The sequence below is a fragment of the Streptomyces sp. NBC_01445 genome, from assembly GCF_035918235.1.
Lineage (GTDB): Bacteria > Actinomycetota > Actinomycetes > Streptomycetales > Streptomycetaceae > Streptomyces.
The window spans coordinates 7,483,400-7,509,073 of the sequence record NZ_CP109485.1; the positions used below are offsets into that span (position 1 = coordinate 7,483,400).

Genomic DNA, 25,674 nt, shown 5'->3' on the forward strand with positions numbered 1-25,674 from the left:
CCTCACGCCGGTGCCGGCGCCCTGCCGGGGGCCCGGGCACCGGCGTTTTCGCTGCCCATGGGGACCGTGCAAGGCGTGACGTGTCCCCTTTGACGCGCCCTTGACTTGACCATGAACTGTCATGAGTCTGGCGTCTGTTCGCTTCTGCGGTAAACAGCCGCTTCTGCGGTTCACCACAGCTTCTGCGGTACACAACTGCAAGGGGGGCTCATGAGACGAAGAGCGAGATCGATCCTCGCGGCCACGGCACTCGTACTGGGCGGACTGGGAGGCGCGGGACTGACGCCCGTCGCCCAGGCGGAGAGCGGCGGTGCACCCCGGTCGGACTCCGATCCGGTCAAGGTGTTCCGCGCGGAGGTCACGAAGGAGCAGGTACCCCTGCTCCTCGCGGCCGGACAGGACGGACACGAACTCGGCGAACAGGCCCCCGAGAAGGGGAAGGCCGAGGTCGAGGTCTACCTCACCGACAAGCAGGCCAAACAGCTGGAGAGGAAGGGCGTCGAGCTCACCGAGCACACGCTCTCCGCCAAGGCGCGAGCGCGCGTGGCGGCCGCGGGCGACGGCGTGTTCCGCCCCTACAGCGGCAAGGGCAATCTCCAGGAGGAGATCGTCAGGACGGGCCAGGAGCACCCCGGCCTCACCAAGGTCGTCTCCATCGGCAAGACGCTCCAAGGCCAGGACATCCTCGCGCTCAAGCTCTCCAAGGGCGCCCGTACGACGAGGGACGGCGCCAAGCCGTCCGTGCTCTACATGTCCAACCAGCACGCCCGCGAGTGGATCACCCCCGAGATGACCCGCCGCCTGATGCACTACTACTTGGACAACTACTCCAAGGACAAGCGCATCAAGAAGATCGTCGACTCCACCGAGATGTGGTTCGTCCTGTCCGCCAACCCCGACGGATACGACTGGACGTTCAACCCCGACGGCGACCGCCAGTGGCGCAAGAACATGCGGGACGTGAACGGCGACGGCGCGATCACCACGGGCGACGGCGTCGACCTCAACCGCAACTTCGCCTACAAGTGGGGCTACGACGACGAGGGTTCGTCCCCGAGCCCCGCAAGCGAGACCTACCGCGGCGCGAGCCCCGGCTCCGAGCCCGAGACGAAGGCCCTCGACGCCTTCGAGAAGCGCATCGACTTCCGGTACGCCGTCAACTACCACTCCGCGGCCCAGCTGCTGCTCTACGGAGTGGGCTGGCAGGTGGCCACCCCGACACCGGACGACGTGCTCTACAAGGCGCTCGCCGGGACCCCCGAGAACTCCGCGATCCCCGGCTACCACCCGCAGGTCTCCTCCGAGCTGTACACCACCAACGGCGAAGCCGACGGGCACGCGGGCAACGTCAACGGCATCGGGATGTTCACGCCGGAGATGAGCGAGTGTCAGACCGCGTCGGCCGTCGACCCGGACGACCAGTGGCGCCCCGAGGACTGCGAGTCGGTCTTCACCTTCCCGGACGACGAGAAACTGATCCAGCAGGAGTTCGCCAAGAACATCCCCTTCGCACTCTCCGTGGCCGAGACCGCGGCGCACCCCGATCAGCCGTCCTCCTCCGTCGGCCTCGACGCCCCCGACTTCACCCCGGCCGCCTTCAGCACCTCGTACGCGCGCGGTGCCGACCAGGAAGTCTCCGTGACCGCCCGCAGGTCGGTGCGCGACAAGGAGCTCAACTACCGTGTCGACCGCGGCCGTACGCACGACGAGGACCTGCGCGCCTGGAAGGGCGGCGAGACCTACGGCGGAGAGGACAACCTCCACTTCGACGCGTACCGCGCGAGGATCGAGGACGCGGACCCGGGCGACAAGGTCGAGGTCTGGTTCACCGGACGCACGAAGTCCGGGAAGCGCACCTCCAGCGACCACTTCACGTACACCGTGGCCGAGCGCCCCAGGGCCGACACCCTCGTCGTCGCCGAGAACGACGCCACAGGCCAGCAGAGCAAGGCGTACGTGGACGCGCTGAAGGCGAACGGCCGCACCCCGCTCGTGTGGAACGTAGCCACGCAGGGCGCCCCGGACGCACTCGCGGTGCTCGACCACTTCAGGACCGTCGTCCACTACACGGGCGCCGACCGCCCGGGCCTCACCACGCAGCTCGCCCTGCGCGACTACCTCAACGAGGGCGGCAAGCTGATCGAGGCCGGTGAGCAGGCGGGCGGCTCCGTCAACATCGGCGACACCACCACCAACGACTTCAGCCAGTACTACCTGGGCGCGTACTCGCGTACGTCGACACCCGGCGCCTCGAAGTTCGCCGGATCCGGCGTGCTGACCGGCGCCGCCGCGGGCCTCGGCGACGCTCCCGGCAACCCGCTGAACATCGCCGCGACTTATCAGGCCACCTCCGACGTGCTGTCCAAGGCCGACTACCCGCAGTTCACGAGCGCGGGCGCCGGTGCGTACGCGGGCACCCCCAACCCGTACAGCCCCTACGAGGGCAGCTCCATGGCCGCCGCCGTGCACACGGACGACGGGTGGAAGCGCCTGACCCGCACCATCGACCTCACCGGGGTCTCCGCCGCCGACAAGCCGGCCCTGAAGTTCCAGCTCCTGTGGGACACCGAGCCCGGCTACGACCACGCGGTGCTGGAGGCGCACACGGCGGGTGCCGAGGACTGGACGACGCTGCCCGAGGCCGGCGGCGCCACGACGAACGCCGTCCCCGCCGAGTGCGAGGCCGGATTCCTGATCAAGGAGCATCCGGCTCTCAAGCGCTATCTGACGCCCGGCAGCGCGGGCTGCACGGCCACCGGCACCTCCGGCTCCTGGAACAGCCTCACGGGCGCCTCGGACGGTTGGAAGCCGGTGACCTTCGACCTGAGCGCCTACGCCGGAAAGACGGTCGAGGTCTCGCTCAGCTACATCACCGACCCCGGCAGCGGCGGCCACGGCGTCCTCGCCGACAACGCGTCCGTCGTGACCGGCGGCGCCGCGAAGGAGACCGAGGGCTTCGAGTCGTCGTTCGGCGCCTGGAAGGTCGCGGGCCCGCCCCCGGGCAGCCCCGTCGTCACCAAGGACTGGGCCCGGGCGGGTGAACTGTTCAAGACATATGGAGCCGTCAGCACCAAGGACACCGTGCTCCTCGGATTCGGTCTCGAACACGTCGCCACGGCGGCCGAGCGCAGCGTCCTCGTGGGGAAGGCGCTGGCCTCCCTGAGGAGCTGAGAAAGGCCGGGTCGAAAAGCGGACAAAATACCCCGCTCACTTTTCGCGAAAAGCGCCAGATGAGCGGGAATCCCGGCGGTCCGAACCCCTACTGGGCGGTACGGGTCGCCGGGCCGCACAAGGGCCCACTCAATGTCACCCGGAGGGCTTCGGAGAGGTAGGGTCGGAGGCGGTCGGGGACATCCCATACAACTCGCCGGCGTCTAAAACCGGCGTACCAACGAGGAGATCGGTTCGTGACGATCCGCGTAGGCATCAACGGCTTTGGCCGCATCGGGCGTAACTACTTCCGCGCGCTGCTTGAGCAGGGTGCAGACATCGAGATCGTGGCTGTCAACGACCTCGGTGACACCGCGACCACCGCACACCTTCTGAAGTACGACACCATCCTCGGCCGCCTGAAGGCCGAGGTCACGCACACCGTCGACACGATCACCGTCGACGGCCACAGCATCAAGGTCCTTTCCGAGCGCAACCCCGCGGACATCCCGTGGGGCGAGCTGGGCGTCGACATCGTCATCGAGTCGACCGGCATCTTCACGAAGAAGGCCGACGCCGAGAAGCACATCGCCGGCGGCGCCAAGAAGGTCCTCATCTCGGCTCCGGCCAAGGACGAGGACATCACCATCGTGATGGGCGTCAACCAGGACCAGTACAACCCGGCGACGGACCACGTCATCTCGAACGCGTCCTGCACCACCAACTGTGTGGCGCCGATGGCCAAGGTTCTCGACGAGAACTTCGGCATCGTCAAGGGCCTGATGACCACGGTCCACGCGTACACGAACGACCAGCGCATCCTGGACTTCCCGCACTCGGACCTGCGCCGCGCCCGTGCCGCCGCCGAGAACATCATTCCGACCACCACCGGTGCCGCCAAGGCGACCGCCCTGGTCCTCCCGCAGCTCAAGGGCAAGCTCGACGGCATCGCGATGCGCGTCCCGGTCCCGACGGGCTCGGCCACCGACCTGGTCGTCACCCTGGCGCGCGAGACCACCAAGGACGAGGTCAACGCCGCGTTCAAGAAGGCCTCCGAGGACGGCGACCTCAAGGGCTACCTGTCCTACACCGAGGACCCGATCGTCTCCTCCGACATCGTCGGCGACCCGGCGTCCTGCACCTTCGACTCCTCCCTGACCATGGTTCAGGAAGGCAACTCGGTGAAGATCCTCGGCTGGTACGACAACGAGTGGGGCTACTCCAACCGTCTCGTCGACCTCACGGTCTTCGTCGGCGGCCAGCTCTAAATCCAGAGCAGGCATCTCGATGTGAGCACAGGGTCCGGACCGCGCAACGACGCGCCGTCCGGGCCCTGTTGTGCGTCAGCCCACCCAAGAAGTCCAGGAGTCCAGCCATGAAGACGATCGACGAACTTCTCGCCGAAGGGGTCGAGGGCAAGCGGGTCTTCGTCCGCGCCGACCTCAACGTGCCTCTCGCCGACGGCCAGATCACCGACGACGGCCGCATCCGCGCCGTCCTGCCCACCGTCAAGGCCCTGGCCGACGCGGGCGCCAAGGTGATCGTCGCCTCCCACCTGGGCCGCCCCAAGGGAGCCCCGGACCCGGCGTTCTCGCTGCTGCCGGCCGCCGAGCGCCTCGCCGAGCTCCTCGGCAAGCCGGTCGCCTTCGCCCAGGACACCGTCGGCCCCGCCGCCCACGACGCGGTGGACGGTCTGGAGCCCGGCCAGGTCGCCGTCATCGAGAACCTCCGCTTCAACGCCGGCGAGACCTCGAAGGACGACACCGAGCGCGGCGAGTTCGCCGACCGGCTCGCAGCCCTCGCCGACGTCTACGTGGGCGACGGCTTCGGCGCCGTGCACCGCAAGCACGCCTCCGTGTACGACCTGCCGGCCCGCCTGCCGCACTACGCCGGCTACCTCATCGCCACCGAGGTCGGCGTCCTGAAGAAGCTCACCGACGAGGTCAAGCGGCCGTACGTCGTCGCGCTCGGCGGGGCCAAGGTCTCCGACAAGCTCGCCGTCATCGACCAGCTGCTCGGCAAGGCCGACCGCCTGCTCATCGGCGGCGGCATGGCCTACACGTTCCTCAAGGCCCAGGGCCACGAGGTCGGCATCTCCCTCCTCCAGGAGGACCAGATCCCGGCCGTCAAGGAGTACATCAAGCGCGCCGAGGACAACGGCGTCGAGCTGGTGCTCCCCGTGGACGTCCTGGTCTCGCCGGACTTCCCCGACCTCAAGACCAAGGCCCCGGCCAACCCCACCACCGTCGCCGCGGACGCCATCCCGGCCGACCAGGAGGGTCTCGACATCGGTCCGGAGACCCGCAAGCTGTACGCATCGAAGCTCGCCGACGCCGGGACGGTGTTCTGGAACGGCCCGATGGGCGTCTTCGAGCACCCCGACTACGCCGAGGGCACCAAGGCCGTCGCCCAGGCGCTCCTCGACTCCCCGGCCTTCACGGTCGTCGGCGGTGGCGACTCGGCCGCGGCCGTCCGGCTCCTCGGCTTCGACGAGAATGCATTCGGCCACATCTCGACCGGCGGCGGCGCCTCCCTCGAATACCTTGAGGGCAAGACGCTCCCCGGCCTTGCCGCACTGGAGGACTGAACCTCAATGACCACCCGCACGCCGCTGATGGCGGGCAACTGGAAGATGAACCTCAACCACCTCGAGGCCATCGCCCACGTCCAGAAGCTCGCCTTCGCGCTGTCCGACAAGGACTACGACGCCGTCGAGGTCGCGGTCCTGCCGCCCTTCACCGACCTGCGCTCCGTACAGACCCTGGTCGACGGCGACAAGCTCAAGATCAAGTACGGCGCCCAGGACATCTCGGCCCACGACTCCGGCGCCTACACCGGCGAGATCTCGGGCCCGATGCTCGCCAAGCTCAAATGCACGTTCGTGGCGGTCGGCCACTCCGAGCGCCGCCAGTACCACAACGAGACCGATGAAGTCTGCAACGCCAAGGCGAAGGCCGCCTTCAAGCACGGCCTGACCCCGATCCTCTGCGTCGGCGAGGAGCTCCACGTCCGCGAGGCGGGCGACCACGTCGCCCACACGCTGTCGCAGGTCGAGGGCGGCCTCAAGGACATCCCGGCCGAGCAGGCCGAGACCATCGTGATCGCGTACGAGCCGGTCTGGGCGATCGGCACCGGCAAGGTCTGCGGCGCCGAGGAAGCCCAGGAGGTCTGCGGGGCGATCCGCGGCAAGCTCGCCGAGCTGTACTCCCAGGAGCTGGCCGACAAGGTCCGCATCCAGTACGGCGGCTCGGTGAAGTCCGGGAACGTCGCGGAGATCATGTCGAAGCCCGACGTCGACGGCGCCCTCGTCGGCGGCGCGGCGCTCGACGCCGAGGAGTTCGTCAAGATCATCCGCTTCCGCGACCAGTGAGCCGCGCCTCTGAGGCGAACCAACAGGTCGAGAGTATGCGGTAGCGGCGTTACGTCGTACCCTTGCGGGGGCCGGGTGGCTTTCCACCGGGCCCCCGCAGCACGTATAAGTCGCAGTACGGATACATCGCAGTACGTATCAGTTCAGTCCGAGAGAATTGCCAGGAAGTAGGGACCAGCCGTGGTTATGGGGTTCTCGATCGCCCTGATCGTCTTCAGCCTGCTGCTGATGCTCCTTGTGCTCATGCACAAGGGAAAGGGTGGCGGTCTCTCCGACATGTTCGGTGGCGGCATGCAGTCGTCCGTCGGCGGCTCGTCGGTCGCCGAGCGCAACCTGGACCGCATCACCATCGTGCTCGGTCTGCTGTGGTTCGCGTGCATTGTCGTGCTCGGCCTGCTCATGAAGGTCAACAACTGACGCCGTCACACCTGCACATCGCGCACATAAGGCCCCATGTTCGGTACGCGCCCTCGGGCGCGGCCTATCATGGGGCTTGCGTCTAGGGGCGGGGATGTAACTCCAATCACTGGACGCGCGTTGGGCCTTACGTAGACTGAGGCGCCCGCGGCGGAGCGAGACGCCGACAAGCTCCGCGGCACCATCACGCAGGGAGTTACGACCGTGGCAAGTGGCAACGCGATCCGAGGAAGTCGGGTCGGGGCGGGGCCGATGGGCGAGGCCGAGCGCGGCGAGTCCGCGCCGCGTCTGCGCATCTCCTTCTGGTGCTCCAACGGGCACGAGACGCAGCCGAGCTTCGCCTCCGACGCGCAGGTGCCGGAGACTTGGGACTGTCCGCGCTGCGGCTTCCCTGCCGGGCAGGACCGGGACAACCCGCCGGACCCGCCGCGCACCGAGCCCTACAAGACGCACCTCGCGTACGTCCGCGAGCGGCGCAGTGACGCGGACGGCGAGGCGATCCTCGCGGAGGCGCTCGCCAAACTGCGGGGCGAGATCTAGGACTTCAGCACCGGCCGGACACCCAAGTGTCCGGCCGGACTCGTTCGGCCGTAGCGGTCCGGACAGATGCCGTATACCGGGCCCTGATCAATTAAGTTGGTCAAGCAGCGGGGCAAGGTACGTACGCGGGTACGAGAGAAGGCTGAAGTCCGAGATGAACGCAGAAAGCCGTACCAGGCTCAATCAGATGCCCGAGTGGACGGCGCTCGCCAAGCACCGGGAAGAACTCGGGGACGTGCAGCTGCGTGAGCTGTTCGCCGCCGATCCGGCGCGCGGCTCCGACTACACGCTCCAGGTCGGCGATCTGCACGTCGACTACTCCAAGCACCTGGTCACGGACGAGACGCTGCGCCTGCTGCGCGAGCTCGCCGCCGCGACCGATGTGTTCGGGCTGCGGGACGCCATGTTCCGCGGCGAGAAGATCAACACGACGGAGGACCGGGCAGTGCTGCACACGGCGCTGCGGGCCCCGCGTGACGCGGTGATCGAGGTCGACGGCGTCGATGTCGTCCCGCAGGTGCACGCCGTGCTGGACAAGATGGCCGCCTTCGCGGACAGGGTCCGTTCGGGCCAGTGGACGGGCCACACCGGCAAGCGCATCAAGAACGTCGTGAACATCGGCATCGGCGGTTCCGACCTGGGCCCGGCGATGGCGTACGAGGTGCTCCGCTCCTTCACGGACCGGGACCTGACGGTCCGATTCGTGTCGAACGTGGACGGTGCGGACCTGCACGAGGCCGTGCGGGATCTCGACCCGGCCGAGACGCTGTTCGTCATCGCGTCGAAGACGTTCACGACGATCGAGACGATCACCAACGCGACCTCCGCGCGCAACTGGCTCCTCACCGGTCTGAGGGCCGGCCAGGAGGCCGTGGCCAAACACTTCGTGGCCCTGTCGACGAACGCCGAGAAGGTGGCCGACTTCGGCATCGACACGGCCAACATGTTCGAGTTCTGGGACTGGGTCGGCGGCCGCTACTCGTACGACTCCGCCATCGGTCTCTCGCTGATGATCGCGATCGGTCCGGACGCCTTCCGCGAGATGCTCGACGGGTTCCACCTCGTCGACGAGCACTTCCGCACCGCCCCCGCCGAGTCCAACGTTCCCCTTCTGATGGGCCTGTTGGGCATCTGGTACGGCAACTTCCACGACGCGCAGTCGCACGCGGTGCTCCCGTACTCGCACTACCTCTCCAGGTTCACGGCGTACCTCCAGCAGCTCGACATGGAGTCGAACGGCAAGTCGGTGACGCGGGACGGCACGGAGGTCGACTGGCAGACGGGCCCCGTCGTCTGGGGCACCCCCGGCACCAACGGGCAGCACGCCTACTACCAACTGATCCACCAGGGAACGAAGCTGATCCCGGCGGACTTCATCGGGTTCGCCGAGCCCGTGGCGGACCTGCTGCCGGGACTCGTCGCGCAGCACGACCTGCTCATGGCCAATTTCTTCGCGCAGACGCAGGCTCTCGCCTTCGGCAAGACCCCGGCCGAGGTCCGTGCCGAGGGGGTGCCCGAGGAGCTCGTGCCGCACAAGACGTTCCGGGGCAACCACCCGACGACGACGCTCCTGGCGAAGCGGCTCACCCCGTTCGTCCTCGGCCAGCTCATCGCGCTCTACGAGCACAAGGTGTTCGTCCAGGGCGCCGTGTGGAACATCGACTCCTTCGACCAGTGGGGCGTCGAGCTCGGCAAGGTCCTCGCCAAGCGCATCGAGCCCGCCCTCACGGAGGGCGCCGACGTGCCGGGACTCGACCCGTCCACCAAGGCGCTGGTGGCCAAGTACCGCGAACTGCGCGGCCGTTAGATCGCTGGGCGGCGCATCTAATTCGGATGCGCCGCCGTCTGTGGCGGGTGACACTGCTCCGGTCGCGTCACCTGCCGGGAGGACCCCATGGACCAGCTCATGTCCGCGCTCGCCGACCCCGAACGACTGAAGCTCTACGCGCGGATCGTGCTGGACGAGCTGGCTCCCCGCGACGAGGACTCCCCGGCCGTCCGCAAGCACCTGGGGCGCCTCGTCTCCACCGGGCTCGTCGAGCGACAGCCGGACGGAACGCTGCGCGCGGACCCCTCCGTGTTCCGCCGCGAGCGCCCGGCGGAGATCCATCCCGCCGTGCCGCGCCGCCTCACGGGGTTCTTCGCGCGCGGACGCCTCACCTCGATCCCGGTCCGCGCCACCGTGCGCCACGAACTCCTCGTCCACCTCACGGGCACGCTCTTCGAGACCGAGCGCACCTACACCGAGGGCGAGGTCAACGAGGCGTTCCGCACCGTCCACGAGGACACCTCGGCGCTGCGCAGATACTGCGTGAACGACGGGCTGCTCGTACGGGAGCGCGACGGCAGCAGCTATCGCAGGGCGCACGCGTAGAGGCCCCGCACCTGCCAACTTCGGTGCGGGGCCCCTGCGTTCGTGTCTTCGCGCGTGGCGAGCCTCAGGCGACGTGCGGCGGATACAGCTCGGGCGGCAGCTGTGAGGCCGCCGCCGAGTCGAGCAGCCACAGCGTGCGCGAGCGGCCGTACGCGCCCGCGGCCGGCGCCTGGATCTCGCCCGCGCCGGACAGCGCGATGGCCGCGGCCTCCGCCTTGTCCTCACCCGCCGCGAGCAGCCACACCTCGCGCGCGGCCCGGATCGCCGGGAGCGTGAGCGAGATGCGGTTGGGCGGCGGCTTGGGCGCACCGTGCACACCGACGACGGTGCGCTCGGTCTCCCGGACCGCCGGCAGCTCGGGGAAGAGCGACGCGACATGCGTGTCCGGGCCGACTCCCAGCATCAGGACGTCGAACGTCGGCACCGGACCGTGGTCCTCCGGCCCCGCTGCGGCGGCCAGTTCGGCGGCGTAGACCTGCGCGGCGGCGTCCACCTCGTACGGGCCGTCGGAAGCCGGCATCGGGTGGACCCGGTCCGGGTTCAGCGGCACCGAGTCGAGGAGCGCCTCGCGGGCCTGCGTGTAGTTCCGCTCGGGGTCGCCGTCCGGCAGGAACCGCTCGTCGCCCCACCACAGGTCGAGGCGCGTCCAGTCGACCGCGTCCCGGGCGGGAGCGGTCGCGAGGGCGGCCAGGAGTCCGTTGCCGTTGCGCCCGCCCGTCAGGACGACGGACGCGTAGCCGCGGGCGGCCTGGGCGTCCACGATCTTCGTGATGAGCCGGGCCGCGGCGGCCTGCGCCATCAGCTCCTTGTCGCGGTGCACCACCAACTGGGGCGCCGTGGTCATCACTTGGCGGCCGCCTTCGAAGCGGACTTCTTGGCGGCGGACTTGGCAGGCGCCTTCTTGGCCGCCGTCTTCTTCGCGGGAGCGGAAGCGGCCGCAGGAGCGTCCGCGTCGGCCGCGGGCCCCTGTCCGTCCGGCGCCGCCGCCGGTTCACCCAGCCGGTGCACGCCGTACTTCAGCGCGGCGGCGTACGTGTCGTCCGGGTCGAGGCGGCGCAGCTCCTCCGCGATCAGCTCGGACGTCTCGCGGCGTTTGAGCGCCACCGCGCGGTCCGGCTGACCCTGGATCGACAGTGTGGCCAGCGAACCGTCCGGACGGTCGAGCACGATGGCGCCGCAGTCCGTCTCCATGCGTACGGCCGTCAGGCCGGGGCCCGACGACACCGACCGCTCGACCGGCACGTCGAGCCGGTCCGCGAGCCACATGGCGAGCAGCTCGCAGCTCGGGTTGAACTCCTCGCCCTCCACCTCCACCGAGTTGACCTTGCAGGCCACCTGGTCGAGAGCGGCGGCGAGCATGGAGCGCCACGGCGTGATCCGGGTCCACGACAGGTCCGTGTCACCGGGCGTGTAGGCGCCGGCGCGGGCCTCCAGCTCGTCGTTGGGCTGCTCCGCCGCGTACGTGTCCGTCACGCGGCGCTGGGCGAGCGCCCCCAGCGGGTCCTTGGCCGGGTCGAGCGGCGCGTTCACCGGCCACCAGGCCACGACCGGGGCGTCCGGCAGGAGCAGCGGCAGGACGACCGACTGGGCGTGGTTGATGACCTCGCCGTACAGCCGCAGGACGACCGTCTCGCCGGTCCCCGCCTCCGCGCCGACGCGCACCTCGGCGTCGAGCCTCGACGTCGTACGGTCGCGCGGCGAACGGGAGACGCGCTTGATGACCACGAGGGTCCGCGAGGGGTGCTCGCGGGACGCCTCGTTCGCGGCCCTCAGCGCGTCGTAGGCGTTCTCCTCGTCGGTCACGATGACGAGGGTGAGCACCATGCCGACCGCGGGGGTGCCGATGGAGCGACGGCCCTCCATGAGCGCTTTGTTGATCTTGCTGGACGTGGTGTCCGTGAGGTCGATCTTCATGGCCGGCGCCAGCTCCGTCCGTCTCGTGCGAGCATCTCGTCCGCCTCGGCGGGCCCCCACGTGCCGGCCGGGTACTGGGCCGGCTTGCCGTGCTTGTCCCAGTACTTCTCGATCGGGTCGAGGATGTTCCAGGACAGCTCGACCTCCTCCGTGCGAGGGAAGAGGTTCGAGTCGCCGAGCAGGACGTCCAGGATCAGTCGCTCGTACGCCTCCGGGCTCGACTCCGTGAACGACTCGCCGTACGCGAAGTCCATCGACACGTCCCGGATCTCCATGGAGGTGCCGGGCACCTTGGAGCCGAAGCGGACCGTGATGCCCTCGTCCGGCTGGACGCGGATGACGATCGCGTTCTGGCCGAGTTCCTCCGTCGCCGTGTGGTCGAAGGGGGAGTGGGGCGCGCGCTGGAAGACGACGGCGATCTCGGTGACGCGGCGGCCGAGGCGCTTGCCGGTGCGCAGGTAGAAGGGGACGCCCGCCCAGCGGCGGTTGTCGACCGACAGCTTGATGGCCGCGTAGGTGTCGGTCTTCGACTTGGGGTCGATGCCGTCTTCCTGGAGGTAGCCGACGGCCTTCTCGCCGCCCTGCCACCCGGCCGCGTACTGGCCGCGGACCGTGTGGTCGCCGAGCTCCTTGGGCAGCCGGACCGCGCCGAGCACCTTGGCCTTCTCGGCGACGAGCGCGTCCGCGTCGAAGGAGGCGGGCTCCTCCATGGCGGTGAGGGCCATGAGCTGAAGGAGGTGGTTCTGGATGACGTCGCGGGCGGCGCCGATGCCGTCGTAGTAGCCGGCGCGGCCGCCGATGCCGATGTCCTCGGCCATCGTGATCTGCACGTGGTCGACGTACGACCGGTTCCAGATCGGCTCGAAGAGGGTGTTGGCGAAGCGCAGGGCCAGGATGTTCTGGACGGTCTCCTTGCCGAGGTAGTGGTCGATCCGGAACACCTGGTCCGGGGCGAACACCTCGTGCACGATCGCGTTCAGTTCCTTGGCCGACTCGAGGTCGTGGCCGAACGGCTTCTCGATGACCGCGCGGCGCCACGAACCCTCGGGCGCGTCCGCGAGGCCGTGCTTCTTCAGCTGCTGCACGACCTGCGGGAAGAACTTGGGGGGCACGGAGAGGTAGAAGGCGAAGTTGCCGCCCGTCCCCTGCGCCTTGTCGAGCTCGTGCATCGTCGTCTTCAGGCGCTCGAAGGCGTCGTCGTCGTCGAAGTTGCCCTGGACGAAGCGCATGCCCTGGACGAGCTGCTGCCAGACCTCCTCGCGGAACGGCGTACGCGCGTGTTCCTTGACCGCGTCGTGCACCTCCTGCGCGAAGTCCTCGTCCTCCCATTCGCGTCGGGCGAAGCCGATCAGCGAGAAGCCCGGCGGAAGCAGGCCCCGGTTGGCGAGGTCATAAACGGCGGGCATCAGCTTTTTACGGGACAAATCGCCCGTGACACCGAAGATGACCAGGCCCGACGGCCCCGCGATACGCGGGAGCCGTCGGTCTGCGGTGTCACGGAGCGGGTTCGCTCCATGAACTGGGGTCAAGATCTCAGCCCTCCGAAGGGGCGAGGCGCTGGAGCTCCGCCTCGGTCGACTTGAGCAGGTCGTTCCAGGACGCCTCGAACTTGTCGACGCCCTCGTCCTCGAGCACCTGCACGACGTCGTCGTACGAGATGCCGAGCTTCTCGACAGCCGCGATCTCCGTGCGGGACTGGTCGTACGTCCCGGCGATCGTGTTGCCGGTGACCTCACCGTGGTCGGCGGTCGCGTCGAGCGTGGCCTCCGGCATGGTGTTGACGGTGCCGGGCGCGACCAGGTCCACGACGTACAGGGTGTCCTTGTACGCCGGGTCCTTCACGCCGGTCGACGCCCACAGGGGGCGCTGCTTGTTGGCCTGCGCCTTGTCGAGCGCGGCCCAGCGGTCCGAAGAGAAGACCTCCTCGAACGCCTCGTACGCGAGGCGGGCGTTGGCCAGCGCGGCCTTGCCCTTGAGCGCCTTGGCCTCGTCGGTGCCGAGGGCGTCCAGGCGCTTGTCGATCTCCGAGTCCACGCGGGACACGAAGAAGGACGCCACCGAGTGGATCTTGGAGAGGTCCAGGCCCGCGGCCTTCGCCTTCTCCAGACCCGCGAGGTACGCGTCCATGACCTCGCGGTAGCGCTCCAGCGAGAAGATCAGCGTCACGTTCACGCTGATGCCCTTGCCGATGACCTCGGTGATCGCGGGCAGGCCCGCCTTCGTCGCCGGGATCTTGATGAGCGTGTTGGGGCGGTCCACCAGCCAGGCCAGCTGCTTGGCCTCGGCGACGGTGGCCGTCGTGTTGTGGGCGAGGCGCGGGTCGACCTCGATCGACACGCGGCCGTCCTGGCCCGCCGTCGCCTCGAAGACCGGACGCAGGATGTCGGCGGCGTCACGGACGTCCGCCGTCGTGATCATGCGGATGGCCTCTTCGACGGTGACCTTGCGGGCGGCGAGGTCGGCGAGCTGCTGCTCGTAGCCGTCACCGTGCGAGATCGCCTTCTGGAAGATCGACGGGTTGGTCGTGACGCCCACGACGTGCTGCTGGTCGATCAGCTCGGCAAGGTTGCCGGACGTGATCCGCTTGCGCGACAGGTCGTCCAGCCAGATCGCGACGCCCTCTTCCGAGAGGCGCTTCAGTGCGTCTGTCATGGAAAATGCATCTCCTACGTGTCGTATATGAGCGTCAGTGCTGGGCTGCGGCGAGGGATTCCCGGGCGGCGGCGGCCACGGCGTCGCCAGTGAAGCCGAACTCCCGGAAGAGGACCTTGCCGTCGGCGGAAGCACCGAAGTGCTCCAGCGAAACAATCCGTCCGGCGTCACCGACGAAGCGGTGCCACGTCAGACCGATACCGGCCTCGACCGCGACACGGGCCTTGACCGACGGCGGCAGGACCGAGTCCTTGTACTCCTGGTCCTGCTCGTCGAACCACTCGACCGACGGCATGGACACGACGCGCGTCGGGATCCCCGCGGCCTGGAGCTGCTCGCGCGCCTCGACGGCGAGCTGCACCTCGGAACCGGTACCGATGAGGATCACCTGCGCGTCGCCGCCTTCGGCGTCGAGCAGGACGTAGCCACCCTTGGCCGCATCCTCGTTCGCCTCGTACGTCGGTACGCCCTGACGGGTCAGCACGAGGCCGTGCGGAGCACCCTTGCCGAACACCTTCGTGTACCGCTTGAGGATCTCGCGCCAGGCGATCACGGTCTCGTTGGCGTCCGCGGGGCGGACGACGTTCAGACCGGGGATCGCGCGCAGCGCCGCCAGGTGCTCGACCGGCTGGTGCGTCGGACCGTCCTCGCCCAGACCGATCGAGTCGTGCGTCCACACGTACGTGACCGGCAGGTGCATCAGGGCCGACAGGCGGACCGAGTTGCGCATGTAGTCGGAGAACACCAGGAAGGTGCCGCCGTAGATGCGGGTGTTGCCGTGCAGCGCGATGCCGTTCATCTCGGCGGCCATCGAGTGCTCGCGGATGCCGAAGTGGATCGTGCGGCCGTACGGGTCGGCCTCCGGCAGCGGGTTGTCCGCCGGCAGGAACGACGACGTCTTGTCGATCGTCGTGTTGTTCGAGCCCGCGAGGTCGGCCGAGCCGCCCCACAGCTCCGGGATGACCGGGCCGAGCGCCTGGAGAACCTTGCCGGACGCCGCGCGGGTGGCGACACCCTTGCCGGTCTCGAAGGTCGGCAGGTGCGACTCCCAGCCCTCGGGCAGGTCTGTCGCCTCGATGCGGTCGTACTCGGCGGCGCGCTCCGGGTTGGCCGTGCGCCAGGCGGCGAACGACTTCTCCCACTCGGCCTTCGCCTCGCGACCGCGGTCCAGCGCCTCACGCGTGTGCGCGATGACCTCGTCGGCGACCTCGAACGACTTCTCCGGGTCGAAGCCGAGCACGCGCTTGGTGGCCGCGACCTCGTCGTCGCCGAGCGCCGAGCCGTGCGCGGCCTCGGTGTTCTGCGCGTTCGGCGCGGGCCAGGCGATGATCGAGCGCATCGCGATGAAGGAGGGACGCTCGGTCTCGGCCTTCGCGGCCTCGATCGCGGCGAACAGGGCCTCGGGGTCGAGGTCGCCGTTCTCCTTCGGCTCCACGCGCTGCACGTGCCAGCCGTAGGCCTCGTACCGCTTCATGGTGTCCTCGGAGACCGCGGTCTCCGTGTCACCCTCGATCGAGATGTGGTTGTCGTCCCACAGCAGGACGAGGTTGCCGAGCTTCTGGTGCCCGGCCATCGAGGACGCCTCGGAGGAGATGCCCTCCTGGAGGCAGCCGTCGCCGGCGATCGCGAAGATGTGGTGGTCGAACGGGGAGGTGCCGGGGGCCGCCTCCGGGTCGAACAGACCACGCTCGAAACGGGCGGCCATCGCCATGCCCACGGCGTTGGCGACACCCTGGCCGAGCGGCCCGGTCGTCGTCTCCACGCCCGTGGTGTGCCCGTACTCCGGGTGCCCCGGGGTCTTGCTGCCCCAGGTACGGAACGCCTTCAGGTCATCGAGCTGGAGGCCGAAACCGGCCAGGTACAGCTGGATGTAGAGGGTCAGGGACGAGTGGCCCGCGGACAGCACGAACCGGTCGCGCCCGACCCAGTCGGCGTCCGCCGGGTCGTGCCGCATCACCTTCTGAAAGAGGGTGTACGCGGCCGGTGCCAGGCTCATCGCCGTACCCGGATGGCCGTTACCGACCTTCTGTACGGCGTCCGCGGCCAGGACACGAGCGGTGTCAACGGCCCGCTGGTCCAACTCGGTCCACTGGAGGTCTGTGGTGGTCGGCTTGGTGCTCACCCTGGGTCAGGGCTCCTCTCCACATGTCGAATGCCGGTGATGATGGGCTCACCGACTGTTGTCGAGCCTACCCCTGCGAGTACGCGCATTTTTTCGACTCAATCCAGACTGCCGGGCCGTGCCGGAATCCGCCTCCTGACGGGCATCCGCGCCGCTCGACAAGTGAATGTTCGACTGCTCATCTGGGGTGCTCCGAAACACGAACCGACCCCCACGAAGAGCCAGGTATAGGCAACGTCTACAGTGGCGTGGTACGCGCGAGCCTTTACCGGGACTTCACATCCGGGGGCTTGCTGGGAGTCTCTGTCAGGGGTGTGCGTGACGGCCGTCGAATCCCGTCCAGCGGGGCAACTCGGGACGAGCATCAGCCCGAGCCAACGGCCGCTCGGGGCCCGGTTCAAGGCATTCGTGGCGCTGACCAAGCCACGGATCATCGAACTGCTGCTGATCACCACGGTTCCGGTCATGTTCCTCGCGCAGCAGGGTGTGCCCGACCTGAAGCTGGTGTTCCTCACCTGCCTCGGCGGCTACCTCTCCGCGGGCGGTGCCAACGCGCTGAACATGTACATCGACCGTGACATCGACGCGCTCATGGAGCGCACGTCGCAGCGGCCACTGGTCACCGGAATGGTCAGCCCCCGGGAGTGCCTCGCCTTCGGCATCTCCCTCGCGGTCATCTCCACGCTGCTGTTCGGGCTGGCCGTCAACTGGCTCTCCGCCTGGCTCTCGCTCGGCGCTCTCCTCTTCTATGTGGTCGTCTACACGATGATCCTGAAGCGCCGCACCTCGCAGAACATCGTCTGGGGCGGCATCGCCGGCTGCCTGCCGGTCCTCATCGGCTGGTCCGCGGTCACGAACTCGATGTCGTGGGCCCCGGTCATCCTCTTCCTCGTCATGTTCTTCTGGACGCCGCCGCACTACTGGCCGCTGTCCATGAAGGTCAAGGACGACTACGCGCGCGTGGGCGTGCCGATGCTGCCCGTCGTCGCCTCGAACAAGGTGGTCGCGAAGCAGATCGTCATCTACAGCTGGGTGATGGTCGCCGTCTCCCTGCTCCTGACGCCGCTCGGCTACACCGGCTGGTTCTACACGGCGGTCGCCCTTCTGGCCGGCGGGTTCTGGCTGTGGGAGGCGCACGGGCTGCAGAACCGCGCCAACGCCGAGGTGTCGGGCGCGAAGCTCAAGGAGATGCGCCTCTTCCACTGGTCGATCACCTACGTCTCGATCCTCTTCGTGGCGGTCGCGGTGGACCCCTTCCTGCGCTGACCCACCCAGGAATTTCCCGACGGGAGGGGGGAGTGGCCAAGGCCACGCCCCCCTCCCGTCGCCAGTTGATCTACCTGTCAGTAGCATCCTGTCCATGGCAGACACTCAAGCGGTTGACGACCCGAAGCAGACGGCGAAGGACGAGCGCAGGGCCGCCCGGCTCGCCCGGGAGATCGGGACGTTCGCCAAGCAGCACGGCGGCGCCGAGGGACAGCTCGCGTACCTCGGGGAGCGCGGCACGCGCATCGCGCTCGTCGGCGAGGACGGCGGCTGGGGCAACCTCGTGGCGTCTTCCGACGCCATCGCGCGCAAGGCCGTCGAGAAGGCCGGGATCACGATCCGCGAGGACTTCGACGGTGAGATGGCCGCCAAGGTGAAGACCGGACCGTACGAATGGACCCGCATGGCGGGCATCCAGGTCGGCGGCCCGAGCAACAAGTAGCCGCCCGTCCAATGCGTCAGGTGTACGAGACCAACACCTGACGCAGGTTTCACCCGTTAGGACCGTAGAAGCACGTCCATCTACGGGAGCCCGGATGATCGATACGCCATCCCTCGTGGACCAGTACTGCCACGGGGTACTGCGGACGGAACTCGGCCTCGGCACCTTCGAGGCCCATCTCGGCCGGGGCGACCGCCCGCCCGCCCCCGGCACGACCTTCTTCGACACCCAGACCGGCTTCGCCGTACGCCGCTGGTGTCCGCCGCTCCTCGGCCTCGAACCGCACTGCCCGCCCGCCCGCTACCTCGCGCGGCGCCGCGAACTGGGCGTCCTGGAGTCGGGCCGCAGACTGCTGCGGGGCAGCGGCATCACGACGTACCTGGTCGACACGGGACTGCCCGGCGACCTGACCGGGCCGCGCGAGATGGCCTCCGTCGGCGACGCGGACGCGCACGAGATCGTCCGCCTCGAACTCCTCGCCGAGCAGGTCGCCGACACCTCGGGCACCGTCGAGTCCCTGCTCGCCAACCTCGCCGAGTCCGTGCACGCCGCCGCCGCGCACGCCGTCGCGTTCACCTCGGTGGCGGGCGTACGGCACGGCCTCGCGTTCGCGCCCCAGCCGCCGGGACCCGGTGAAGTGCGCGGAGCCGCGGGACGCTGGCTCGCCGCGCGCCGCGTCGGCGGATCCCTCACCGACCCCGTGCTCCTGCGCCATCTCCTGTGGATCGCGGTGGCCTCGGGCCGGCCGCTGCAACTCCACGCGGGACTCGGCGAACCCGGCCTGCGTCTCGACCGCACCGACCCGGTCCTGCTCACCGACTTCGCCCGCGCCACGGCCGGACTCGGCACCGACCTGATCCTGTTGCACGGCTACCCGTACCACCGGCACGCGGCGCACCTCGCCGGCATCTTCCCGCATGTGTACGCGGACCTCGGCCCGGCGCTCGCCAGAACCGGGGCGCGCGCGGCGGCCGTACTCGCGGAGATCCTGGAACTCGCCCCGTTCGGCAAGCTGCTGTTCTCCAGCGGCGCGCACGGCCTGCCTGAGCTGCATGTGGTGGGGGCGCGGCTGTTCCGCGAGGCGCTCGGACGGGTGCTCGGCGGCTGGGTCTCGGAGGGCGCGTGGTCCCTGGCGGACGCGCAGCGGGTCGCCGGGATGATCGGCTCGGTGACGGCCCAGCGGGTCTACGGCCTCAGCGGCACGGGCGCCGCGCAGGGCGGCTGACCCGGGCCGCGGGCTGTTCGGTTCAGACGCTGGAGAGGGCCGGGTCCGCCTGGGCCGGGACCTCAGCCGTGCCCAGCGGGCGCTCCCGCAGTGACAGCAGGACCCGCAGGACCGCGATCCACACCAGGGCCGAGCCCAGCATGTGCAGGCCGACGAGGACCTCGGGCAGGTCGGTGAAGTACTGGACGTAGCCGATGACGCCCTGCGCGAGCAGCACGAGGAACAGGTCGCGGGTGCGGTGCAGGGGGCCCTTGGGGGCGTCGACCGCCTTGAGGACGAACCACAGGGCGAACGTCAGCGTCACCACGATCCACGCCAGGACGGCGTGCGCCTTGCTGATGGTCTCCCAGTCGAGCGGCATGCGCTCCACGTCGCTGGAGTCGCCGGCGTGCGGGCCCGAGCCCGTCACCACCGTGCCGACCATGATCAGCGCCACGGTGGCCGCCGTCAGGATCCAGACGAGCTGCCGCACGGCCTTGCCGACGAGGGGGCGCGGTGCGGCGTCACCCTCACGAGTGCGCTGCCACATCACCGTGGCGACCGCGATCAGCGCGGTGGACAGCAGGAAGTGGGCCGCGACCGTGTACGGGTTGAGGCCGACGAGGACGACGATGCCGCCGAGGACGGCGTTGCCCATGACGAGCCAGAACTGGGCCCAGCCGAGCCGGGTCAGGCCGCGCCGCCACGGCTTCTGCGAGCGGGCGGCGATGATCGCCCAGCCGACCGCGGCGCACAGGACGTACGTCAGCATGCGGTTGCCGAACTCGATGGCTCCGTGGAAGCCCATCGCGCTCGTCGCGGTGAGGGACTCGTCGGTGCACTTGGGCCACGTCGGGCAGCCGAGGCCCGAGCCCGTCAGGCGCACCGCGCCGCCGGTGACCACGATGACCACCGTCATGACGACGGCGGAGAGCGCGGCGCGCCGGACGGTCCGCTGAGCGGGAGTCCAGCGTTCGGCGATGAAGGCGAGCGGGTTGCGCACGGCTCGGGCGGCGTCGGCGGGGGTCACGTTTGGCACGGGCCCCATCGTAGGGCGCCGCTTGTGCATGTCTTCACGAGGGGGCCGATCCGGGACGATTGTGACGCCCCGCACGTGCCGTACGGCCTACTCCCAGCGGAAGAAGCGCGCCGCGGCGCCCAGGCCGAGGACCGCCCAGACCGCGAGGATCCCGAGGTCGCCCCACGGCATCGCCGCGCCGTGCTCAAGGACGTCCCGCAACCCGTCGGAGAGCGCCGAGATCGGCAGCAGCCCGAGGACGGACTGTGCCGCGTCCGGGAACTTGTCGAGCGGCACGATGACGCCGCCGCCGACGAGCAGGAGCAGGAAGACCAGGTTCGCGGCGGCCAGCGTCGCCTCCGCCTTGAGCGTGCCCGCCATGAGCAGGCCGAGCCCGGAGAACGCCGCCGTCCCGAGGACGAGCAGGAGCAGCACGGCGAGCGGGTTGCCCTGCGGGGACCAGCCGAGCGCGAGGGCGATCACCGTCACGAGGATCACCTGGAGGACCTCGGTGACCAGCACGGACAGCGTCTTCGCGGTCATCAGGGCCCAGCGCGGCAGTGGCGAGGACGCGAGCAGCTTGAGTACGCCGTAGCGGCGCTCGAAGCCCGTCGCGATGGCCTGGCCCGTGAACGCGGTCGACATGACGGCGAGCGCGAGGATGCCCGGGGCCAGGAAGTCCACGGCCTTCCCGTCGCCCGTGTCGACGATGTCGACCGCGCTGAACAGGACGAGCAGCAGGGTGGGGATGATGACGGTGAGCAGCAGCTGCTCGCCGTTGCGCAGGAGCATCTTCGTCTCGAGGACGGCCTGCGCGCCGATCATGCGGGACAGCGGCGCGGCCCCCGGCTTCGGCGTGTACGTACCGGCGACACTCATCCGCGCAGCTCCCTGCCGGTCATTTCCAGGCTGTGTCTTCCCGGGGGACAACCCCCGGGCCCCCGGCCGGGGGTCGGCTGGGCCTTGTTCATCCGCGCAGCTCCCTGTCGGTCATTTCCAGGCTGTGTCTTCCCGGGGGACAACCCCCGGACCCCCGGCCCGGGAGTCGGCTGGGCCATGTTCATCCGCGCAGCTCCCTGCCGGTCATTTCCAGAAAGACGTCTTCGAGGGTGTGGCGTTCGACCGAGATCTTCTCCGGCATCACGCCGTGCTGCGCGCACCACGATGTCACCGTCGCGAGCAGCTGCGGGTCGACCTCGCCGCTGACCCGGTACGAGCCGGGGGTGAGCTCGGCGGCCGCGGAGTCCATCGGGAGGGCCTTGAGGAGCGAGGCGACATCGAGCCCGGGGCGTCCGGAGAAGCGCAGGGTGTTCTCGGCGCCGCCGCGGCACAGCTGCTCGGGGGAGCCCTGCGCGATGACGCGGCCCGCGTCGATGATCGCGACGTCGTCGGAGAGTTCCTCCGCCTCGTCCATGTGGTGCGTGGTGAGGATGACGGAGACGCCGTCGGCCCGCAGATCCCGTACGAGGTCCCAGGTCGCGCGGCGTGCCTGCGGGTCGAGGCCGGCGGTCGGCTCGTCCAGGAAGACGAGGTCGGGGCGGCCGACGACCGCCATGGCGAGCGCGAGGCGCTGCTGCTGGCCGCCGGAGAGCCTGCGGTACGTGGTGCGGCCGCAGCTGCCGAGGCCGAGGCGCTCGATCAGCGCGTCCACGTCCAGGGGGTGCGCGTGGAGCTTCGCCGTATGGCGGAGCATCTCGTCCGCGCGGGCGCCGGAGTAGACGCCTCCGGACTGCAGCATCACGCCGATCCGGGGTCGCAGTTCGCCGGCCTGGGCTACGGGGTCGAGGCCGAGGACCCGGACCGTTCCCGCGTCCGGACGGCGGTAGCCCTCGCAGGTTTCGATCGTGGTGGTCTTTCCGGCGCCGTTGGGGCCGAGGACGGCGGTGATGCCGGCCGAGGCCTCCAGATCGAGGCCGTCGACCGCGGTCTTGGTTCCGTACCGCTTGACCAGACTCTGGATCCGGACGACGGGCTCGCTTCGCATGAGCGCCAAGTCTAAGGACGCGCCGCGAGTCCCCGGAGGGCGGGGCCCTCGGCGCTCAGGCCCGGTGTCTCGCCAGCCATCCCTGGGCGTACGCGACGGCGTCGGCCACCGGGAAGAGCAGGGCGTCCGCCCCGCCCACCCGGCCGCGTACGACGGCGCCGTCGCGCTCGAAGTCCGCGCCGAGTTCGTCGAACCCGTCGGCGCTGACGTCGACCTCGGTCACCGTCTCCCAGCGCCGGCCGACGGGGGTGAGGACCGCACGTCCCATTTCGGTCCTCGGGGAGGCCATCCGGTACTCGGCGAGATGGAAGGCCGTACAGGTGGAGAAGTCCGTGCCGAGGAGGAGCACGCGCGCGTTCTGTTCCTCCAGGCGGGCCAGCGGACTGTGCTCGCCGAGGGAGCAGTCGGTGGCGTGGCCGTCCGTGATCGTGGCGGCCCGCGGCCCGAGCGCCGCGAAAGACGTCTGGGGGTGCGCGCTGCGCAGCGCGCCGGGCCAGCGGCGGACGGTCTCGGCGATCGTGCCCATGCCGTCGCCGGGCGTGATCGCCGGGTCGTACGCGGGCATCGACGCGCGGATCCCGGCCCACCACTCCTGAGGCACTGGGGGCCTGCGCCACTGGGCCGGGTCGGAGTTGCCGCCGGTGTGCGTGGGGACGGTGAGTGTCCCGTTCGGTCCAAGCGCGTCGAGCAGACCTTGGACCACGGAAACGGCCCCTCCGCAGACCCAGCCGAGCGCGCTCAGGGAGGAGTGGAGGAGGAGGGTCTCGCCGGGGAGGACGCCGAGGGCACGGAGGTCGGTGGTGAGGGTGGTCCGGGTGACAAGTGGGCCGGTGGGAGGGGGTACAGGCATGGGGTGCAGTGTTCTCCGCAGAGGTGGGGCGGCACCACCGAATTGATCGATCAAAGATCGTTTTCGCAGGTCATCTTAGGTATGCCTAAGTGATGCAGTGCACCGGAGATCGTTCCGGACCCCGCTTGTCAGGCCCTGAGGAATTACGCAACAATGGCGTTGTGAAATACGTCGGCGAGGCTCAGGAGGCCCCCCAGGGGGCCCCGCAGGAGGAGATCGCGACCGGTGAGCGCTCGACGCGCAACCGGGTCGCCCGCTCCATCCTGGACCACGGCCCGTCCACCGTCGCAGATCTGGCCGGCCGCCTCGGCCTCACCCAGGCCGCGGTGCGCCGCCATCTCGACGCGCTGGCTGCCGACGAGGTCGTCGAAGCACGTGAACAGAAGATCTACGGAGCCCGTACGCGCGGCCGTCCCGCCAAGGTGTTCGCCCTGACGGACTGCGGCCGGGACGCCTTCGACCAGTCGTACGACAAGCTCGCCGCCGACGCCCTGCGCTGGATCGCGCAGCGCGAGGGAGGCGAGGAGGCCGTCGTCGCCTTCGCCCGCGCCAGGATCGCCGAGCAGGCCGGTGCCTACCGGGCGGCCGTCGAGTCCGCCGCCCCCGAGGAGCGCACGGAAGCCCTCGCCAAGGCCCTGAGCGCCGACGGGTACGCTGCTACGGCGCGAAGCGCACCGGTCGGCGAGCAGCTGTGTCAGCACCACTGCCCGGTCGCACACGTCGCCGAGCAGTTCCCGCAGCTGTGCGAGGCGGAGACCGAGATCTTCTCCCAGCTGCTCGGTACACATGTGCAGCGGCTGGCCACGATCGCCCATGGCGACGGGGTGTGCACGACGTTCATTCCGAAGATCGCACCCAAGACCACCGCCACACAAAACGACACAAACGCATCCGCAAGCACCGCCGGGAGGAACCCCGCATGACGCTCCCTATCGAGGAGACTGCCCACCCCGAGCTCGAGGGTCTGGGCAAGTACGAATACGGCTGGGCCGACTCCGACGCCGCCGGTGCCTCTGCCAAGCGGGGCATCAACGAGGACGTCGTCCGTGACATCTCGGCCAAGAAGTCCGAGCCGGAGTGGATGACCAAGCTCCGCCTCAAGGGCCTGCGCCTCTTCGACAAGAAGCCCATGCCCAACTGGGGCTCGGACCTGTCGGGCATCGACTTCGACAACATCAAGTACTTCGTGAGGTCCACCGAGAAGCAGGCCCAGTCCTGGGAGGACCTGCCCGAGGACATCAAGAACACGTACGACAAGCTCGGCATCCCCGAGGCGGAGAAGCAGCGCCTCGTCGCCGGTGTCGCGGCCCAGTACGAGTCCGAGGTCGTCTACCACCAGATCCGCGAGGACCTGGAGGAGCAGGGCGTCATCTTCCTGGACACCGACACGGCCCTGAAGGAGCACCCGGAGCTCTTCAAGGAGTACTTCGGCACGGTCATCCCGGTCGGCGACAACAAGTTCGCGTCGCTGAACTCGGCCGTGTGGTCCGGCGGATCCTTCATCTACGTCCCCAAGGGCGTGCAGGTCGAGATCCCGCTCCAGGCCTACTTCCGTATCAACACGGAGAACATGGGCCAGTTCGAGCGGACGCTGATCATCGTCGACGAGGACGCCTACGTCCACTACGTCGAGGGATGCACGGCGCCGATCTACCAGTCGGACTCCCTGCACTCCGCGGTGGTCGAGATCATCGTGAAGAAGGGCGCCCGCTGCCGTTACACGACCATCCAGAACTGGTCGAACAACGTCTACAACCTGGTCACCAAGCGCGCCGTGGCGTACGAGGGCGCGACCATGGAGTGGATCGACGGCAACATCGGCTCCAAGGTCACCATGAAGTACCCGGCCGTCTACCTGATGGGCGAGCACGCCAAGGGCGAGACCCTGTCCATCGCCTTCGCGGGCGAGGGGCAGCACCAGGACGCCGGCTCCAAGATGGTCCACATGGCGCCCAACACCTCCTCCAACATCGTGTCGAAGTCGGTGGCCCGTGGCGGCGGCCGTACCTCGTACCGCGGGCTGGTCGAGATCGGTGAGGGTGCCCACGGCTCCAAGTCGAACGTGCTGTGCGACGCGCTGCTCGTCGACACGATCTCCCGCTCCGACACGTACCCGTACGTCGACGTCCGCGAGGACGACGTGTCCATGGGCCACGAGGCGACGGTCTCCAAGGTCTCCGACGACCAGCTCTTCTACCTGATGAGCCGCGGTATGACGGAGTTCGAGGCGATGGCGATGATCGTGCGCGGCTTCGTCGAGCCGATCGCGAAGGAGCTGCCGATGGAGTACGCCCTCGAGCTCAACCGGCTGATCGAGCTGCAGATGGAAGGTGCGGTCGGCTGACCCGCCGCCCGAAAAGCAGCCGCCAGA

22 protein-coding genes are annotated in these 25,674 nt (G+C 69.2%); 13 read left to right on the forward strand and 9 right to left on the reverse strand.

Annotated elements, in window-relative coordinates:
- The first annotated feature begins 210 nt into the window (after positions 1 to 210).
- The 8 genes from OG574_RS34025 (at position 211) to OG574_RS52795 (ending at position 9,851) form a co-directional block, all read left to right on the forward strand.
- The gene (locus tag OG574_RS34025) at positions 211 to 3,171 is read left to right on the forward strand and encodes a M14 family metallopeptidase (RefSeq protein WP_326776323.1); all 2,961 of its coding nucleotides are present in this window, start codon (positions 211 to 213) and stop codon (positions 3,169 to 3,171) included.
- Positions 3,172 to 3,407: 236 nt separating this feature from the next.
- Positions 3,408 to 4,418 carry a type I glyceraldehyde-3-phosphate dehydrogenase gene (gap, locus tag OG574_RS34030; protein ID WP_116502732.1) on the forward strand — a complete coding sequence of 337 codons (1,011 nt, stop codon included), beginning with the start codon at positions 3,408 to 3,410 and terminating at the stop codon, positions 4,416 to 4,418.
- Positions 4,419 to 4,525: 107 nt separating this feature from the next.
- Positions 4,526 to 5,737, forward strand: coding sequence for a phosphoglycerate kinase (locus OG574_RS34035; RefSeq protein WP_100592389.1), 1,212 nt, complete (start codon positions 4,526 to 4,528; stop codon positions 5,735 to 5,737).
- A 6-nt stretch (positions 5,738 to 5,743) separates the two neighbouring features.
- Positions 5,744 to 6,520 carry a triose-phosphate isomerase gene (gene tpiA, locus OG574_RS34040; RefSeq protein ID WP_326776324.1) on the forward strand — a complete coding sequence of 259 codons (777 nt, stop codon included), beginning with the start codon at positions 5,744 to 5,746 and terminating at the stop codon, positions 6,518 to 6,520.
- 186 nt (positions 6,521 to 6,706) lie between these two features.
- Positions 6,707 to 6,937, forward strand: a complete 231-nt coding sequence (secG, locus tag OG574_RS34045; RefSeq protein WP_100592391.1) for a preprotein translocase subunit SecG — start codon at positions 6,707 to 6,709, stop codon at positions 6,935 to 6,937.
- A 252-nt stretch (positions 6,938 to 7,189) separates the two neighbouring features.
- A complete protein-coding gene (locus tag OG574_RS34050; protein ID WP_007448238.1) occupies positions 7,190 to 7,477 on the forward strand; it encodes an RNA polymerase-binding protein RbpA in 288 nt (95 codons plus the stop codon).
- A 154-nt stretch (positions 7,478 to 7,631) separates the two neighbouring features.
- Positions 7,632 to 9,284: a glucose-6-phosphate isomerase gene (gene pgi / locus OG574_RS34055; protein WP_326776325.1), complete on the forward strand. Its 1,653-nt coding sequence runs from the start codon at positions 7,632 to 7,634 to the stop codon at positions 9,282 to 9,284.
- Positions 9,285 to 9,371: 87 nt separating this feature from the next.
- Positions 9,372 to 9,851: a DUF2087 domain-containing protein gene (locus OG574_RS52795; protein WP_384252209.1), complete on the forward strand. Its 480-nt coding sequence runs from the start codon at positions 9,372 to 9,374 to the stop codon at positions 9,849 to 9,851.
- Positions 9,852 to 9,915: 64 nt separating this feature from the next.
- Here the strand turns inward: OG574_RS52795 and pgl are convergent, their stop codons facing one another.
- The 5 genes from pgl to tkt are packed head-to-tail and all read right to left on the reverse strand — an operon-like array spanning position 9,916 to position 16,539.
- Entirely contained in the window at positions 9,916 to 10,695 is a 780-nt protein-coding gene (gene pgl / locus OG574_RS34065; RefSeq protein ID WP_326776326.1) for a 6-phosphogluconolactonase, read from the reverse strand.
- Complete coding sequence (gene opcA, locus OG574_RS34070; protein WP_326776327.1) at positions 10,695 to 11,765, reverse strand: glucose-6-phosphate dehydrogenase assembly protein OpcA; 1,071 nt, start codon at positions 11,763 to 11,765, stop codon at positions 10,695 to 10,697. Before opcA ends, pgl begins: the two co-directional genes overlap by 1 nt.
- Positions 11,762 to 13,294, reverse strand: coding sequence for a glucose-6-phosphate dehydrogenase (zwf, locus tag OG574_RS34075; RefSeq protein ID WP_326776328.1), 1,533 nt, complete (start codon positions 13,292 to 13,294; stop codon positions 11,762 to 11,764). The genes opcA and zwf overlap by 4 nt, the downstream gene beginning before the upstream one ends.
- A 4-nt stretch (positions 13,295 to 13,298) precedes the next feature.
- Entirely contained in the window at positions 13,299 to 14,417 is a 1,119-nt protein-coding gene (tal, locus tag OG574_RS34080; RefSeq protein ID WP_100592396.1) for a transaldolase, read from the reverse strand.
- 34 nt (positions 14,418 to 14,451) lie between these two features.
- The gene (gene tkt, locus OG574_RS34085) at positions 14,452 to 16,539 is read right to left on the reverse strand and encodes a transketolase (RefSeq protein ID WP_326776329.1); all 2,088 of its coding nucleotides are present in this window, start codon (positions 16,537 to 16,539) and stop codon (positions 14,452 to 14,454) included.
- Between the two features lie 312 nt (positions 16,540 to 16,851).
- On the opposite strand from tkt, the gene OG574_RS34090 reads away from it, so the two are divergent.
- The 3 genes from OG574_RS34090 to OG574_RS34100 all read left to right on the forward strand — a co-directional run bounded on the left by OG574_RS34090 (position 16,852) and on the right by OG574_RS34100 (position 19,472).
- On the forward strand, positions 16,852 to 17,805 hold the full coding sequence (locus OG574_RS34090) for a heme o synthase (RefSeq protein ID WP_326776330.1): 954 nt from the start codon (positions 16,852 to 16,854) through the stop codon (positions 17,803 to 17,805).
- A gap of 94 nt (positions 17,806 to 17,899) precedes the next feature.
- Positions 17,900 to 18,247 (forward strand): hypothetical protein, encoded by a 348-nt coding sequence (locus OG574_RS34095; RefSeq protein WP_326776331.1) that lies wholly within the window; start codon positions 17,900 to 17,902, stop codon positions 18,245 to 18,247.
- A 94-nt stretch (positions 18,248 to 18,341) separates the two neighbouring features.
- Entirely contained in the window at positions 18,342 to 19,472 is a 1,131-nt protein-coding gene (locus OG574_RS34100) for an amidohydrolase family protein (RefSeq protein WP_326776332.1), read from the forward strand.
- A 22-nt stretch (positions 19,473 to 19,494) separates the two neighbouring features.
- Here the strand turns inward: OG574_RS34100 and OG574_RS34105 are convergent, their stop codons facing one another.
- From OG574_RS34105 to OG574_RS34120, 4 genes are all read right to left on the reverse strand, one after another.
- The gene (locus OG574_RS34105) at positions 19,495 to 20,499 is read right to left on the reverse strand and encodes a COX15/CtaA family protein (RefSeq protein ID WP_326776333.1); all 1,005 of its coding nucleotides are present in this window, start codon (positions 20,497 to 20,499) and stop codon (positions 19,495 to 19,497) included.
- Positions 20,500 to 20,577: 78 nt separating this feature from the next.
- Positions 20,578 to 21,348 carry an ABC transporter permease gene (locus tag OG574_RS34110; protein WP_326776334.1) on the reverse strand — a complete coding sequence of 257 codons (771 nt, stop codon included), beginning with the start codon at positions 21,346 to 21,348 and terminating at the stop codon, positions 20,578 to 20,580.
- Between the two features lie 181 nt (positions 21,349 to 21,529).
- The gene (locus OG574_RS34115; RefSeq protein WP_326776335.1) at positions 21,530 to 22,453 is read right to left on the reverse strand and encodes an ABC transporter ATP-binding protein; all 924 of its coding nucleotides are present in this window, start codon (positions 22,451 to 22,453) and stop codon (positions 21,530 to 21,532) included.
- Positions 22,454 to 22,508: 55 nt separating this feature from the next.
- On the reverse strand, positions 22,509 to 23,303 hold the full coding sequence (locus OG574_RS34120; RefSeq protein WP_326776336.1) for an aminoglycoside N(3)-acetyltransferase: 795 nt from the start codon (positions 23,301 to 23,303) through the stop codon (positions 22,509 to 22,511).
- 161 nt (positions 23,304 to 23,464) lie between these two features.
- Between OG574_RS34120 and OG574_RS34125 the strand changes: the two genes are divergently transcribed.
- Positions 23,465 to 24,226, forward strand: a complete 762-nt coding sequence (locus OG574_RS34125; protein ID WP_326776337.1) for a helix-turn-helix transcriptional regulator — start codon at positions 23,465 to 23,467, stop codon at positions 24,224 to 24,226.
- Positions 24,223 to 25,647: a Fe-S cluster assembly protein SufB gene (sufB, locus tag OG574_RS34130; protein ID WP_326776338.1), complete on the forward strand. Its 1,425-nt coding sequence runs from the start codon at positions 24,223 to 24,225 to the stop codon at positions 25,645 to 25,647. The genes OG574_RS34125 and sufB overlap by 4 nt, the downstream gene beginning before the upstream one ends.
- Positions 25,648 to 25,674 lie beyond the last annotated feature (27 nt).

Excerpts from the sequence above, each read along its gene's own strand:
- sufB (WP_326776338.1), top strand. The coding sequence starts at position 24,223 with ATGACGCTCCCTATCGAGGAGACTGCCCACCCCGAGCTCGAGGGTCTG.
- secG (WP_100592391.1), top strand. The coding sequence starts at position 6,707 with ATGGGGTTCTCGATCGCCCTGATCGTCTTCAGCCTGCTGCTGATGCTC.
- OG574_RS34050 (WP_007448238.1), top strand. The coding sequence starts at position 7,190 with ATGGGCGAGGCCGAGCGCGGCGAGTCCGCGCCGCGTCTGCGCATCTCC.
- tal (WP_100592396.1), bottom strand. The coding sequence starts at position 14,417 with ATGACAGACGCACTGAAGCGCCTCTCGGAAGAGGGCGTCGCGATCTGG.
- OG574_RS34110 (WP_326776334.1), bottom strand. The coding sequence starts at position 21,348 with ATGAGTGTCGCCGGTACGTACACGCCGAAGCCGGGGGCCGCGCCGCTG.
- pgi (WP_326776325.1), top strand. The coding sequence starts at position 7,632 with ATGAACGCAGAAAGCCGTACCAGGCTCAATCAGATGCCCGAGTGGACG.
- OG574_RS34025 (WP_326776323.1), top strand. The coding sequence starts at position 211 with ATGAGACGAAGAGCGAGATCGATCCTCGCGGCCACGGCACTCGTACTG.
- OG574_RS34095 (WP_326776331.1), top strand. The coding sequence starts at position 17,900 with ATGGCAGACACTCAAGCGGTTGACGACCCGAAGCAGACGGCGAAGGAC.
- tpiA (WP_326776324.1), top strand. The coding sequence starts at position 5,744 with ATGACCACCCGCACGCCGCTGATGGCGGGCAACTGGAAGATGAACCTC.
- OG574_RS34035 (WP_100592389.1), top strand. The coding sequence starts at position 4,526 with ATGAAGACGATCGACGAACTTCTCGCCGAAGGGGTCGAGGGCAAGCGG.
- OG574_RS34120 (WP_326776336.1), bottom strand. The coding sequence starts at position 23,303 with ATGCCTGTACCCCCTCCCACCGGCCCACTTGTCACCCGGACCACCCTC.
- opcA (WP_326776327.1), bottom strand. The coding sequence starts at position 11,765 with ATGAAGATCGACCTCACGGACACCACGTCCAGCAAGATCAACAAAGCG.
- OG574_RS52795 (WP_384252209.1), top strand. The coding sequence starts at position 9,372 with ATGGACCAGCTCATGTCCGCGCTCGCCGACCCCGAACGACTGAAGCTC.
- pgl (WP_326776326.1), bottom strand. The coding sequence starts at position 10,695 with ATGACCACGGCGCCCCAGTTGGTGGTGCACCGCGACAAGGAGCTGATG.
- OG574_RS34100 (WP_326776332.1), top strand. The coding sequence starts at position 18,342 with ATGATCGATACGCCATCCCTCGTGGACCAGTACTGCCACGGGGTACTG.
- OG574_RS34115 (WP_326776335.1), bottom strand. The coding sequence starts at position 22,453 with ATGCGAAGCGAGCCCGTCGTCCGGATCCAGAGTCTGGTCAAGCGGTAC.
- OG574_RS34105 (WP_326776333.1), bottom strand. The coding sequence starts at position 20,499 with ATGGGGCCCGTGCCAAACGTGACCCCCGCCGACGCCGCCCGAGCCGTG.